The sequence below is a fragment of the Streptomyces sp. NBC_01465 genome (assembly GCF_036227325.1).
Lineage (GTDB): Bacteria > Actinomycetota > Actinomycetes > Streptomycetales > Streptomycetaceae > Streptomyces.
In genome coordinates this window covers 4,374,279-4,388,245 of sequence record NZ_CP109467.1, presented here as the reverse complement: position 1 = coordinate 4,388,245, position 13,967 = coordinate 4,374,279, and the positions used below count along the sequence as shown (strand labels likewise).

Below are 13,967 nucleotides of genomic sequence, written 5' to 3'. Positions count from 1 at the left end.
GGAGTGAACCATCATTCAGAGTTTCCCGCCATGGTCCACGGCCGCCGACGTGCCGCGGCCCCGGGCGAGTTGACTCGCCCGGGGCCGCGGTGTGTGCGGTGCCCGATCAGCTCATGCGCCGCCGGGAGATCCTCCGTACGGCCAGCCCGCCCGCGATCGTGAGCGCCGCGAACAGGATGCCGAGGAGCGTCCAGTCCCGGGCCCCGGTGTCGGCCAGATGCCCCTTGCCGTGGTGGCCCGGCTCGTCCGGAGCGACCGGGGGCACCGGCGTCTCGTCGAAGGTGTTGGTGACGTCCACCGTCGCCGATCCGTCGACGACGACCTCCCCGTTGTCACCGCCGTCGGACGCCTTGTACGTCACCGTGTCCCCGTCCGGCACATCCCGCTCCGTCACGGTGCACGCGGCACCTTCCGGGACGGTGACCGTCCGGGTCTCGCCGTCGCTCAGCTCGAACGCCCGGTCGGCGCCCGCGAGCGGGACGTCGCCCTGGTCGGTGGTGCAGGCGAGCTCGAAGCTGTACGGTCCCGCCCCGCCGTTCACCACGTGCTTGGTCACGTTGATCTCGGCCGCCGGGAAGGTGTTCGTGACGGTGATCGTCGCGTCCGAGTCCGCCGAGATGACGGCCGGGTTGTCGGCCGAACCGTGGTCGACGACCGCCGTCGCGGCACCGCCCGTGTCCACTTCCTTCGCCCAGCACCGGGAGTTGACCGGCAGCGGCTTGATGGTGACCGGCTTGTCCGCGGTGACGTCGAACGTCTTGGTGAGGTAGCGGTCGGTGGGCTTGCCCGCGGCGTCCGGCAGGGCGCAGGTGACGGCGACCTTGTACGTACGGCCGTCGGCGTACTGCGCGGCGTCCCCGTCGACCGACTTGATCAGCTGCAGCGCGCCGAACTCGAAGGTGTTGGTGATCCGTCCGGTCTCCACATCCGTCGTGCCGACGCCCGGCTCGATGGTGACCCGCAGCGGGTCGTTCGCCGGATGGTTCGACGAGCCGCCGTGGGCGGAGGTCTCCCAGGTGCTGCACTCGGCGCCCGCCGGGATGCCGTCGATGGTGACGGGCTGGTCGACGGTGACCTTGTAGTCCTTGTTGACGACGACCTTCGGCGGCCTGCCCTGCGGGTGGATGACGCAGGTCACGTGGTACGGGAACGGCACCTTGTTCAGCAGCTTGCCGAGCCCGGCGGGGGCGGCGCCGATCCGCTTGACCAGCTTCAGTGAGCCGTAGCCGAGGGCGACACCGACCTGGATCGGCTCGTTGGCCTGGAGCACGCGCGGCGTACCGGCGCGGTCGGTGACCTCGTTGTGCGCGTACGAGTTCCAGGCGATGGTCGGGTCGCCGTTCTTGGCGACGTCGATCGGGGAGTCCATGGCGTAGGTGATGTTCACCGTGCCGCCCGGCGCGAGGGGCGTCGGGAAGGTCAGCCTGAAGCGGGCGCCGGCCGCCTGGGCGCTGTAGGCGTCGTCCCACTTGGAGGCGTCGCACTGGGCGTCGCTCGAACCGGCACCGCCCATCGCCAGGTCGTCCGTGCACAGCGGTTCGTCGTTCTCGTACGCGGTCTCCATCGTGCCGGGCCCGTCGAGGACCGGCTGCGAGGCGAGCGTGGGCCGCTTGTCCCAGGCGGTGCCGCGCGACTGGTCGAGGATGACGCCCTTGTCGCCCTGGACGGGGAAGCGGTCGACGATCCGCATGGCCGTACCGGACTCCGTGCCGGAGTTCTGGATGCGCATCAAGTAGTGGTACTGGTCGCCCGGGTTGACCAGGGCGATGCACGGATTGGCGGTGTAGCGGCGGCCGGTGGAGTCGGTCGTGGTCCGGCAGGAGCTGTCGGCGACCGGCACGATCTTGCCGGAGTCGGTGTTGTACCAGCCCAGACTGTCGTTGCCGGCCACCCACTTGAGGGCGGAGAACGACGCCCCGGACTTGGCGGTCAGCGTCGCGTTGGCCACGCAGTACAGGCCGGAGCCGAAGCCCCCGTCGGTCTGCGAGGTGCCGCCGCAGGCGAAGTCCGGGTCGGACGAGGTGGCGCCCATGGTGTTGGTGACGACGTCACCGGCGTTGATGCCGGCCTCCAGCGTCACGTGGATCTCGATGGTGAACGTGCCGCCGGGCGGGAAGACCCACTCGTTGCCCTCGTCGGTCCTGTTGAAGTCCCAGGTGAGCCCGGAGATCCGGTCGCCGTCGAGGGTCTTGGTGAAGACCGGCTTCGGCACGTCCTCGGCACCGATGGGCAGCGCCTTGTCGATGATCTTGTACGGCTCTCCGTCGTCGCCCTTGAAGGTGTCGAGGAAGGCGATGCCCTTCGGCAGGGAGTCCTTGACGACCAGGTGCGGGATGTTGGCGGTGCCGGTGTTGGTGACCTTCAGATAGAAGGGCGCGTCCTCACCGGGCGCGAGCGCGGTGTTCGGGGTCTTGCTGACGTCGAGGACCGGGTCGCCCTTGACCAGGTTGAGCGTGGCGTCGACCGGGTCGATGTCCTTGGGGTTGCCGCCGGGCTGCAGCTTGGTGGTGAACTGGCCGCTGGCCGTGTCCTCCAGGTGGCTGGGCACCGGGTCACCGTTGCTGCGCAGTGCTTCGCGCGGGCTGACGTCGAGGACGAGGATCCCGCGGCAACCGGCCGTCGTGCACTCGGGCTTGATGACGTAACCGTCATTGTCCGTACTCGTCGAGGTGTAGGTGGCGCGGATCCCGGTGACGTCGGCGGGGTTCACGCCGGAGGGCAGCGCGGCACTGGAGGCCGGGGTGCCGTTGACCCATGCCCCGTCCACGTACGCGTCGATCTGCACCCGGTCGGCGCCTGCCGGCATCTGGTTGGACTTGATGGAGACCAGGTCGACGGCGTCGAAGAAGTCGGTGTCCTGGTCGATGATCTTGAGGTACTTGGCCGACATGTTCCCGGTGTTGGCGACCGTGAGCGTCATGTCGGCGTGCTGCCGCGGCAGTCCCGTCACGTACTCGGGCAGCTCGCCGGGGCTGATCGACTTGTTGATCGAGGCCGAGTCCGAGGCGGGCCCGGTGTTCATCGACGGGCCGCAGACCGGTGCCCCGGCCGTGAAGTCGCCGCCCGCGTCGATGGAGTAGCAGTTCTGCAGCGTCGTCCCGTCCGGTACGCCGTCGCGCCGCTCGGTGACCACGGTGATCGTGAAGCTGGACTGCGGGGACATCTCGCCGTTGTACTTGCCGCGTACGCCGGTGGCCCGTTCGAGCAGGGCCGCGTCCGAGGCGTCGTACGCGACCCAGGCACCGGAGCCACCGCTCGCGTCCGGGTCCCACAGCTCGAGAGTGACCGGTGCGCTGGACGGACTGACGGTCACCGACGTGATCCGCAGGACATCGAAGGGGCTGGTGGAGGCGGGGGAGCCGTCCGCTGCCGCCGACGGGTCGGTGATCACCGGGTTGACCAGCGGCTTGTTGCCGTTGTTGGTGACGACCAGGTTCATGGTGATGGGCTGGTCAGCAGGGATGTCGGTCTGGGAGGAGTCCTTCGTACCGCTGCCCGAGGTGTTCGGAGCCTCGACGGGCAGGGTCGCGCAGGCGTCACCGGAGGCGGTGCCGGAGCCGTCCGTACGACCCGCATCACCCTTGAAACCGGCGCAGTTGTCGACTCCCGGGCTGACGCCCGTGGGCAGGTTGTCGGGGCCGACGTCGTCGCCCAGGGTGCCGTGCAGATCGAGTCCCGCGTCGGCGCCCTCCTTGATGGTGGGGTTTCCGTCCGCGTCGACGCCGGTGTAGGTGACCTCGACCTTGGTGACCTGGGCGCCCGGCTTGGCCACGTCGACGGTCGTGCCCTCGGTGTACGTGTTGGTGGTGCTGGTCCCGTCGGAGTAGGTGACGGTCAGCTTCGCCTCGGTCGCCCCCTCCGGGAAGCGCAACCGCACCTTGCTGATCTCGACCAGGTCGAACTCGCTCGTGGCGTTCGGATCCGGCTCGGTGATCGTGATCGACTTCACCGGGAACGGCGAGTTGTTCTTGACGTCGACCATCATGCTGACCGGCGAGTTCTCCCCGATCACCGCGTGCTCACCGGTCTCCTGGGTGAAGTCGCCGTCGGTGTCCGGGAAGAACTTCTTGGTCCCGTTGAGTACGAGGATGTCCGGCAGGATGTCGTACGTGTCGCAGGCCGGCGCCCCGTCGACCGAGCCCTTCGTCTTCTCCTGGGCCTTCGGCGTCGCGCAGTTGTTGACCGTGATCTTGTTGGTGGGCTCCAGCTTGGCGCCGGTGGAGCGGTAGGTGTCCCTCAGCTTCATCTTCACTTCGACGGTGCCGCCGGTGGCGTCGTACGGCAGCGGATCGCCGTTGCTGTTGGTGAAGACAACTTCAAAGCCGACCACATCGTCGGGGTCGACCCCGGCGGGCATCGGCAGCTGTCCGGGCGAGGTGATGTCCGCCCCGGTGTGCGTGGCGCCGTCCGCGGTGGTGACCACCAGGTGCGCCTGGTCGGCGCCCGCGGGGAAGGCGGTGACGGAGGCCGAGACGAAGTCGAAGTCCTCGAAGGTGTCCGCGGTGGTGTCCGACACCGACAGCTCGCTGACCTCGGCGGACGACGAGGACTGGTTCCGTACGTTCAGCGTGATCGTCGACTCCTCGCCGCTGAGCGCGACCGCCGACCCGTCCTCCCACGTCTTGGTCGTCACCGGCTTGACCACGAGCGGGATGGTGACGGTGACGTCGGTGGAGGACTCCTTCTTGTCCGCGTTGTCGGCGTCGACCTGCGCGGAGTTGGGGACGGTGGCGCCGTCCTCCAGCTGGGTGTCGGCCGGCACCCGCATGCCGATCTCGATGGTGCCCGCCTGCCCGGCCCGCAGACCGGTCTTGCCCGCGGGGTTCTGCAGATCCTGCTTGTAGACGACGGTCAGCTGCCGCGTCGACTCGTCGTAGGTGACGTCACGCGTGGTGGTCGACTGCGGCAGGCTCGTGACCTCGAACTCCGCGGGAAGCGTGTCGGTGACGGTGAAGTCCACACAGTCCACGGTCAGCCCCGAGCACTGCCCGGTGAGTGTGTAGATGAATTCGTCGCCGGGCTCCAGCGGCCCGTCGGCATCGCTGGTCTTGGTGATGCTGACGGAGCTCATGGGGTCGTCGGCCGCGGGCGCCATCGGCACCGCCGCGGCCTGCGAGCCGAACATCAGGCTCAGCGCCACGGCGATACCCACTGGCAGCCTGGCCAGAGTGTGCCGACGTACGAACATCAAAGACAGCCCTTCGCCTACGCCCCGCTGAGCCGGAGTCGGATGGTTGCTGTGAGCGACCGTAGGGTCACACAAGCGCAGGGCAAGGCAGCCCACGCCGTTCAAATGATGATCAGCAAAGCAATTGCGCCGTCCGGGGGAAACGCAGAAGCGCCCCGACCGGACGAGACCGGTCGAGGCGCTTCGCAGCAGGCCGGAGGGGGTGTACCTCTCCCGCTTCCGGTAGACCGTGTGGGACTCGAACCCACAACCAATGGATTAAAAGTCCACTGCTCTGCCAATTGAGCTAACGGTCCGCGGCTGTGCTCCCCCGAGCATAGCCGGACCGGGGCACAGCGCCGATCAGGTATTACGGGTCCACCGGCTCCGGGGCGCCCTTACGGGACGCCTCGCGCGCTTTTGTCCGTGCGTGGTCCGGGTTCAGGAACCAGCGGCGGGCCGAGGCGAACCACCACGCGGCCGCGAAGCCGAGTACGGCCAGGACCGCGACCGGGGCGTAGTTGAAGGTCTCCCAGGTGACCGGCGAGACCTGCGGCAGCATGAAGAGCACGGTGATCACCGCGACCCACACCACGGCGACGATCCCGACGGGACGCGACCAGCGGCCCAGGTGCCACGGCCCGCGCCGGAAGTCGTCGCCGCGCCGGAGGCGCAGCAGGGTGGGGACGACGTACGCGATGTAGAGGCCGATGACGGCGATCGAGGTCACGGCGGCGTACGCGGTGACGTTGATCAGGTACGGGAGGCCGAGCACCAGCGCGCCCAGCGCCGCCAGCCAGACGGCTGCGACGGGGGTGCGGGTGCGGGGGCTCACCGTGTGCCAGATGTGCGAGAAGGGGAGCGCCCCGTCGCGCGAAAAGGCGTAGATCATACGGGAGTTGGCGGTGACGGAGGCCATCCCGCAGAAGAGCTGGGCGCCGATCACGACCAGGAGCAGGAGCTTGCCGCCCGTGGCGCCGACCGCGTCCAGGAGGATCTGGGCGGGGGGTGCGCCGGTCGGGGATCCGAGCTCCTTGTCGTACGACTGGATGGCGTACGTGAAGCCGAGGAGCAGCACGAAGCCCGCGATCCACGAGGTCCAGATGGAGCGCACGATGCCCTTGGGACCGGCGGTGGAGGCGTCGTGGGTCTCCTCGGTCATGTGGGCGGAGGCGTCGTAGCCGGTGAAGGTGTACTGCGCCATGAGGAGGCCGATGAGGACGACGTAGAAGCCGCTGCCGAAGCCGGTGTTGTTCACGAAGTGCGTGAAGACGTACGACGTGGACTTGTGGTGGTCGGGGGTGAAGGTCAGCGCCGCGACGATCACGGCGACGCCGATCACGTGCCACCAGACGCTGACGCCGTTGAGGATAGCGACGATGCGCACGCCGAAGGTGTTGAGGAGGCCGTGCAGGATCAGGATCGCGGCGAAGAGGAGGATGGTGCGGCCCGGGGTGACCTTGAACTCGAACTGGAGGTTCAGGTACGCGCCGAGGAAGGACGCCGCCCCGAAGTCGATGCCCGCGGTGACGGCGACCTGGCCGAGGACGTTGAACCAGCCCGTGAACCAGGCCCAGGCGGCCGCGCTCTTCGGGGGCGCCAGGCGGTGGGCCCAGAAGTAGAGGCCGGCGGAGGTCGGGTAGGCGGAGCAGATTTCCGCCATCGAGAGGCCTACGAAGAGCGTCATCAGGCCGACTCCGACCCAGCCCCAGGTGATGACGGCGGGGCCGCCGGTGTTCATGCCGAACAGGTACATCGTCAGGCAGCCGGAGAGGACCGAGATGATGGTGAAGGAGACCGCGTAGTTGGAGAAGGCGGACATCCGGCGGGCGAGGACCTGGGTGTAGCCGAGTTCGGCGAGGAGGGCCTCGTCCGACGGTGGTGCCCCTTGGGCATCGGGTGTTGTCATGCCCCCAGCGATTCCCTCGCCGGGGGCACGACATGCGCCAACGGGTGGCCTAAAACAGGGACTTGTAGCCCTTCCAGCCCGTCGCGATCTGAACCCGCCCGCCGAAGGAGCCCTTGCCGTTGCCGTCGCTACGGAAGAGATTCCCGCCGGAGTCGCGCTCGACGAGGTCGGCCCTGCCGTCGCCGGTGATGTCACCGACGCCGATGATCGCGTTGTACGAGGTCCCCCAGTTGGAGAAGACCTTCACCCGGGCGGCGAACTTGCCGTTGCCCAGACCGTTGTAGCGCCACAGCCCACCGGTCCTGTCGTGGGCGACCAGGTCCGCCCTGCCGTCCCCGGTGATGTCGCCGACACCCGCGATCTGTGCGTACGTCTTCCAGTTGGACGCCAGCTTCACCTTCGCCGCGAACTTGCCGTCGGAGCGGCCGGCGTAGAAGTACATGTCGCCGGTGGTCTTCTGGCGGACGACGAGGTCGGCGCGGCCGTCGCCGTTGAGGTCCCCGGGCGAGGTCAGCAGGTCGTACTGCTGCCAGCCCGTGGCCCCGACCTTCACGTACGAGGTCTTCGGCGTGACGGCCCGCCCACAACCGGGCTTGTACGACCGCAGCTCACCCGAGGTGTACCGCACCAGCACGTCATTGCACCGGTCACCGTTGAAGTCCCCGAGCGGGACCGCGTACACGGTCGAGGGCCAGCCGCCGCCCGCCAGCTTCCCGGAGAGCTTCGAAGCCCCGTAGTGGAAGCTGAGCGTGCCCGACGAGGTGAGCGACATCAGGTCGCCGAGGCCGTCGGGGACGCCCTCGTGGCCTGAGTAGTCGCGGAAGACGGCCGCGCCGCCCTCCAGCAGGCCCGTACCGGAGCTGATCGTGGCCGCGCCGGTGCTGCCGGCCGGAACTGCCGTCAGCGACCAGCGGAAGACCCCGTTCGGGGCGTAGGCGTTGGAGTTCGTCCTGCCGTTCCAGGACACGGCGATGGCGGCGCGTGCGTCGCGGCCGGTGATCGTGCGCAGGACCCGGCCCGCCGGGTCCTTGACGGTGAGAGTCCAGGAGGCGACCGGCCGGGAGAGATCCCAATTGCCCGTCCACGGCGTCTTGTTGAAGACTCCGGAAGAAGTCTCCTGGCCCGTCACCGCGACAGGAGACGCGGCGACGCCCGTCCCCAGGACGTGCACCTGTTCCTGGCCGCCGACGTACGCGACCATTCCGGTGTACTCGTCCACCGCCCAGCGCAGCCGCCGGTCCGTGGCCTTCCCGCTGTCGGGGAGTTCCGCGAGCGTCCGCGTGACCGCCGTACCGCCGGTCACCGAAGTGAGCAGCAGCGTCCCCGCGGTGTGGTCGTGCCGCACGGTGAATCCGTCGCCCAGCAGTACGTCCCCGCCGGTCACGGCGACGGACTTCTTGCCCACCGTGTCGTACACCCCGGAGGCACCGCCGCTGCCGCAGCTCCAGTACAGCCACTTCCCGGCGGCCTGCAGCTCGCTCGGCACGCACGAGGCACCGACGGTGACCGTGCTCGTGGTCTTCTTCGAGCTCAGGTTGTACGCACTGACCTGGCCGGCCGCGCCCGTCGCGCGCCACAGCACGGGGCCGTTGAGCGCGGCGGCGCGCGCGGTGCCGGTCAGCAGGACGCCCTGGCCGATCTCGCCCACGTACTGCTTGGGGGCCGTGCCACCCGAGTTGTAGACGACATAGCCGTCGGCGGCGTCGACGATGGTCCCGCCCGTCGTGCCCTTGCCGAACTCGACGCCGGGCGAGCTCCATCCGTCGACGATCGTGGACGCCGCGTCGCCGTCCCGGTGGGACAGGAAGACGTCGCCGCCGGTCTCGTGATTCCCCCAGATCTCGCGGCCAGCGGGGACAGTGTCACCCTCAACCGGCGTGCTGGGTACGGGTGTTCCCGACACCCCGAGGTCCGTCACGCTGCTCCGGGGAGAGCCGGTCGTGCCGAGCACCACGCGCAGATGCCCCCGGCTGAAGGCAAGCGCCCCCTTGTCGTTCTCGTACGGGGCGACCTTGAGCACCTTGGACACCGCGGGCGCACCCTGCGCGTCCGGCGCGATGCGCTGCACCCACCAGTCGGTGTTCGCGGTGCCGCCGCTGACCAGGGCCGATCCGTCGGGACCTGCCTGAATGCCCTGTCCGGCCCTGGCGAGCAGCACCCGGGCGGGGCCGCCGTCGAGCGGCAGGGCGACGATCTTCCCGGTCAGCGCGTCCGAGACCGAACTCTCCGCCAGCACAACGGAGTTGCCGACCAGAACGCCCTCGCTGCCGTACCCGGAGGTGTCCGCCAGCGTATGAACGGTCTCCGAAACTCCCACATCCGCACGGGACTTGAGGTGCACAACGGACGACGCCCCGATCCAGCCGATGCGCTCGCCGTCCAGCAGCACGGCAGGAGCGGCGCCCCATTCGTCCGCGTCGGGCACATCGGCGAAGGCCTCCGTGACCGCGGCCGTGGCGAAGTCCAGATACCCGACCCCGAAGGTGCCGTCCGCACGCCCGTAACGGACCGCGGCCCCGCGGGCGTCACCGGTGGCCACCACGACACTGCCGACGGAGTCCGCGAGCCCGGTCACCGCCCGGACGCGCCGCACCCCGTCGACCAGATCGGAGATCTCGAACTCGTCCGGGCCGTAGCCCGACACGACGGTGCTCCCGTACGTGCCCTGATACGACCCGCGAAACCCGTCGACCGTGCCGAGCGCACCCGTCGCGGTGTCCCGCAACTGCACCGAGCGCCGCCCCTGCCGGTCCGGCATCGCGACCGTGTCACTGCCCCGGCCGAAGAGCCCGTCGGAGCAGACGTTGCGGATGTAGTAGCAGGTCAGGCCCGAATTGGGCGCATACGTACCGCTGCTCCCGAGCACCGACACGGTCTTCCCGGTCGCGTACGAGGTCCACAGCAGCCCCTCGGCGTCCCGTCCGCCCTGCCGGTGCAGGAAGCCGGTGGCCCCCGCCGACAGCAGCTGGACCGGCCGGGGTATGTCCTTGGCCGGAGTGTCCAGCACCACTTCGGTGCCGGTGTCCGCCGCCTGTGCCGTGACGGTACCCAGCGGCAGAAGCACCGCACCGCCGACTCCTGCGGCGAGTGCGCAGGCCAGGAGGGACCGCCGTACTGAACGCTTTGTCATAACCCCACTCATGTCGATGTTCAGCTGATCCGCGCGTACTTCTTCCAACGGGTCACCGCGAGCTGCCTCTTCGCGTCGAAGGTGCCCTTGTGGTTCGCGTTGTAGAGGTAGACCGCCCCGGCCGGGGTGCGCGCCAGGATGTCCTGGCGTCCGTTGTGGTCCATGTCGCCGCTGGCGACGATCGCGTTGTACTGGCCCCAGCCGCCTCCGACCCGCGTGCGCGGTGCGAAGCCGCCCCGGCCGTTGCCCCGGTAGAGCCAGAGCACACCGGCCTTGTCGCGGGCGACCATGTCCGAGAGTCCGTCACCGGAGAGGTCGCCGCTGCCGGTGATGACGGTGAACTGGTTCCAGCCGCCGCCGATGCGCGCCCGGCCGGCGAACTTGCCGTCGCTGGTGCCCCGGTAGAGCCAGAGCACTCCGGACTTGTCGCGGCCGATCAGGTCGTTCCTGCCGTCGCCGGAGACATCGCGTACGGCCACCAGCCGGTCGTAGATGTTCCAGCCGGTCCCGATCTTCACTCGGTGGTCGAAGTCGGGGTCGATGAATTCATTGCCGTTGACGCGGTAGAGAGTCCCGGAGGTCGTACGCGCGAGCAGGTCCCCGAAGCCGTCGCCGTTCATGTCCCCCGCCTGGAGGATGGTGTTGTACCCGCTGGCGAAGAAGGTTCCGACGCCGTCCGCGTAGCAACCGGAGAGATGGCGCCCCTGGTCGGTCGAGCAGAAGGCGACGATGCTCCCCGACTCGGCGGCGAGGACTCCCCCGCTGGAGCGGTAGTCGAGGTCCGTGTCCCTGGTCCAGGCGTCGACGACCCCGCGGTAGGAGGCGATGCGCGTGTACAGCCGCACCCCGCCCTTCACGCATCCGGTCGACTTGGTCGCCGATACGGCGATCAGCTTGCCGCCCGCCACGAGCGCCCCGCCCGCGTCACCGAAGCACTGGTCGTCGTCGGCGACCGGCGCGGCTCCCGGCGCGGGCGCCGTGCACAGCGTCCCGCTCGGCAGTGAACTGCCCAGCAGGGAGGCGCAGTCCGCCGCCGACTTCACCACGACCTGTTCGCTGTGGCGCACGCGCGGCGCGGAGTCCAGGTCGAGACCGGCCCAGGAGTAGTACGTCGCCTTGGCGCCCGTCGCCCAGAGCGCCGAGTCCGAGGCCGAAGCCAGCGGGGCCTTCCCGGAGCTGTCGGGGGTGCGGCGGGTGGCGACAGTGAGGTCGCCTCGGCGGGACGCCGAGTCGTACTGCGGGTGGCTGTGGTAGGTCACCCCGTTGCTGCCGCCCGCGAGTTGACCCGACTTGAGGTCGTAGTCCCACTCCATGTCCGGCTCGTCCATCCCCGTGAAGCAGTCGGGGGTGGCGAGCGTCTTGGTCTTCGAGAGCACGATGCCGGTGCAGGCGCGATGTGCGCCCGAGGCATCGTCCTCGTTGTACATCGGGATGACCCAGGACGGCACGGTCGTCGCGGCCGCCGCACTCGGCGCGCCCGTCCCGAGAAGACCGGCGGCGAGGGAGCCCGATGCCGCCAGGACAGCGACCAGTCGGCCCGAACGGCCGCGGAGCATGCGCATCAGAAGATTCCCTTGTAGGTCTGCCACCCGGTGGCGATCTGCGTACGGCCGCCGAACGACCCCTTGCCGTTGCCGGTGTTGCGGAAGAGCCGTCCGCCCGTGTCGCGCTCGACGAGGTCCGCCTTGCCGTCGCCGGTGATGTCACCGACGCCGATGATCGCGTTGTACGAGGTCCCCCAGTTGGAGAAGACCTTCACCCGGGCCGCGAACTTCCCGTTGCCCAGACCGTTGTAGCGCCACAGCCCACCGGCCTTGTCGTGGGCGACCAGGTCCGCCCTGCCGTCGCCGGTGATGTCGCCGACACCCGCGATCTGCCCGTACGTCTTCCAGTTGGACGCAAGCTTCACCTTCGCGGCGAACTTCCCTCCGGCGATCCCCGCGTAGAAGTACATGTCACCGGTGGACTTCTGACGTGCAATCAGATCTGCGCGACCGTCGCCGTTCAGATCCCCCGGCGAGGTCAGCACGTCGTACTGCTGCCAGCCGCCGCCCAGCGAGGCATGGCTGTTGGCGGGCGTGTACGAGTTTCCGCACCGCCCCGTGTAGCGACGCAGCTCGCCCGTCGGCATCCGTACCAGCAGCTCGGAGCAGCGGTCGCTGCCGGTGTCGGCGAACGGCACGGCAACGGTGCCGGCCGGCCAGCCGGATCCGGTGGCGCTCTTGTAGAACGCGGCGTTGCGCTGTCCGAACTGGAGGTTCATCCCGCCCGACGCGTTGAGCGTGATCAGATCGCCGAGGCTGTCGGCCCCCTGGTCGTGGAAGCCCTGCCGCCCGCCGCTGACGACGACCGAGCCGGAGGTCGTGTACACAGCGGACCCCTGGGTGGCGGTGGCGGTCAGCGTCCAGGTGTGCGGACCGTTGTAGGTATAGCTGCCCGCATCGGTCTTGCCGTCCCACACGAGGTCGACCTCGGCAGTGGGACCGCCCTTCAGAACACGGACGGCGCGGCCGGATGCGTCCTTCACCGTAAAGGTCCACGTCACCTCACGGTTCAGCTGCCACGTACTCGCCCAGACCTGCCCGCCGCTGGTGTCCTTGAGGTCGAGATAGATGTCGTCCGTGTCCGAGGCGATCTTTCCGGGCGGCTGCGCGGGCACACCGCTGGGCACGATGTGGACGGCCTTGTCGGTGCCGACGTAGGCGATGTTCCCGCCGAACCTGTCCACGGCCCAGGTCTGCCGCCGCTGGTCGACGGTGACCCCGGCAGGCAGATCCGCGACGGCGCGCGGAGCGCCCGCCACACCCGTGTGGAAGTCGGTGAGCACGAGCTTTCCCGCGGCCCGGTCGTGCTGCACCAGGTACCCGTCGCCCAGGAGCGCGGAGCCGGGCGCTACGCCGACCGACTTCTTCGCCGTACGGTCATAGACCCCGGCAGCGCCGCCAGGACCGCAGTTCCAGTAGACCCAGCGGCCGACCGACTGCACCTCCTTGATCGCACAGGGGGCTCCCGTTGCGACTGTCTCAACGACCTTTTTCTGCACGATGTCGATCGAGGTCACCGCGCCGGCCGTGGACGACGCGGTCCACAGCCTGGTTCCCCACACGCTGGAGGCAGTTGCCGCACGCGTCATCCGCACGTCCGTGTAGCGGTACCGCTGATCACCTTCGACATACTGCTGCGCCGGCGATCCCGCGTTGAAGGCGTAGTACGCGCCGTTCACGTCCTGGATCCGGACGTCCGTGGAGTGCACCGGGTCCGAGTAGTAGGAGCCCCGGCCGGTCCAGATCTGGACGGATTCCTTGCCCGCCGCGTCCACATTGACCACACCGACGTGCCCGTTGCCCGAACTGACCAGCGGCACACAGTCGCCCGCTTCGCACGGCACGGTCTTGAGATGGCTGCCGCCCGCGTAGACCCCCGCGTACGTCACGGTGGAACGGTCCCCGGTGGACGTGCCGTCCGCCGGAACGTGTCGCTGCCAGATCCACATCTCCCCGTTGGCGGCGCGCTCCACCGTGTTCAGTACGCCGCCGGAGAAGTCGATGCCCCACACACCGCTCGTCTGCACCGGAGTCGGTGCCTGCGCGGCGGCCGCGGTCGACACGGCGCTCGCCGCGATCACCGCCAGGGCCACCAGAGTTGTACGGCCACGCAAACGGCGAGCCACAGAGGGTCCCTCCCCGGGAGTCCGAAAGGACATGGAGAGAAACCCCTGAACCAGCCCCCCGGCCGGTGCCCCCCACATCTCAGTGGGCGGA

5 protein-coding genes and 1 tRNA gene are annotated in these 13,967 nt (G+C 69.2%); all 6 read right to left on the bottom strand.

Going from position 1 to position 13,967, the window contains the following annotated elements; genetic code table 11:
* Positions 1–106: 106 nt before the first annotated feature.
* Positions 107–5,152, bottom strand: a complete 5,046-nt coding sequence (locus OG707_RS20690) for a DUF5979 domain-containing protein (RefSeq protein WP_329120409.1) — start codon at positions 5,150–5,152, stop codon at positions 107–109.
* Between the two features lie 259 nt (positions 5,153–5,411).
* Positions 5,412–5,484: transfer RNA gene (locus tag OG707_RS20685), tRNA-Lys, on the bottom strand.
* 53 nt (positions 5,485–5,537) lie between these two features.
* On the bottom strand, positions 5,538–7,076 hold the full coding sequence (locus OG707_RS20680; protein ID WP_329120407.1) for an amino acid permease: 1,539 nt from the start codon (positions 7,074–7,076) through the stop codon (positions 5,538–5,540).
* 49 nt (positions 7,077–7,125) lie between these two features.
* Positions 7,126–10,206, bottom strand: a complete 3,081-nt coding sequence (locus tag OG707_RS20675) for an FG-GAP-like repeat-containing protein (RefSeq protein WP_329120405.1) — start codon at positions 10,204–10,206, stop codon at positions 7,126–7,128.
* A gap of 20 nt (positions 10,207–10,226) precedes the next feature.
* Positions 10,227–11,768: an FG-GAP-like repeat-containing protein gene (locus OG707_RS20670; RefSeq protein WP_329120403.1), complete on the bottom strand. Its 1,542-nt coding sequence runs from the start codon at positions 11,766–11,768 to the stop codon at positions 10,227–10,229.
* The gene (locus OG707_RS20665; protein WP_329120401.1) at positions 11,768–13,876 is read right to left on the bottom strand and encodes an FG-GAP-like repeat-containing protein; all 2,109 of its coding nucleotides are present in this window, start codon (positions 13,874–13,876) and stop codon (positions 11,768–11,770) included. The genes OG707_RS20670 and OG707_RS20665 overlap by 1 nt, the downstream gene beginning before the upstream one ends.
* Positions 13,877–13,967 lie beyond the last annotated feature (91 nt).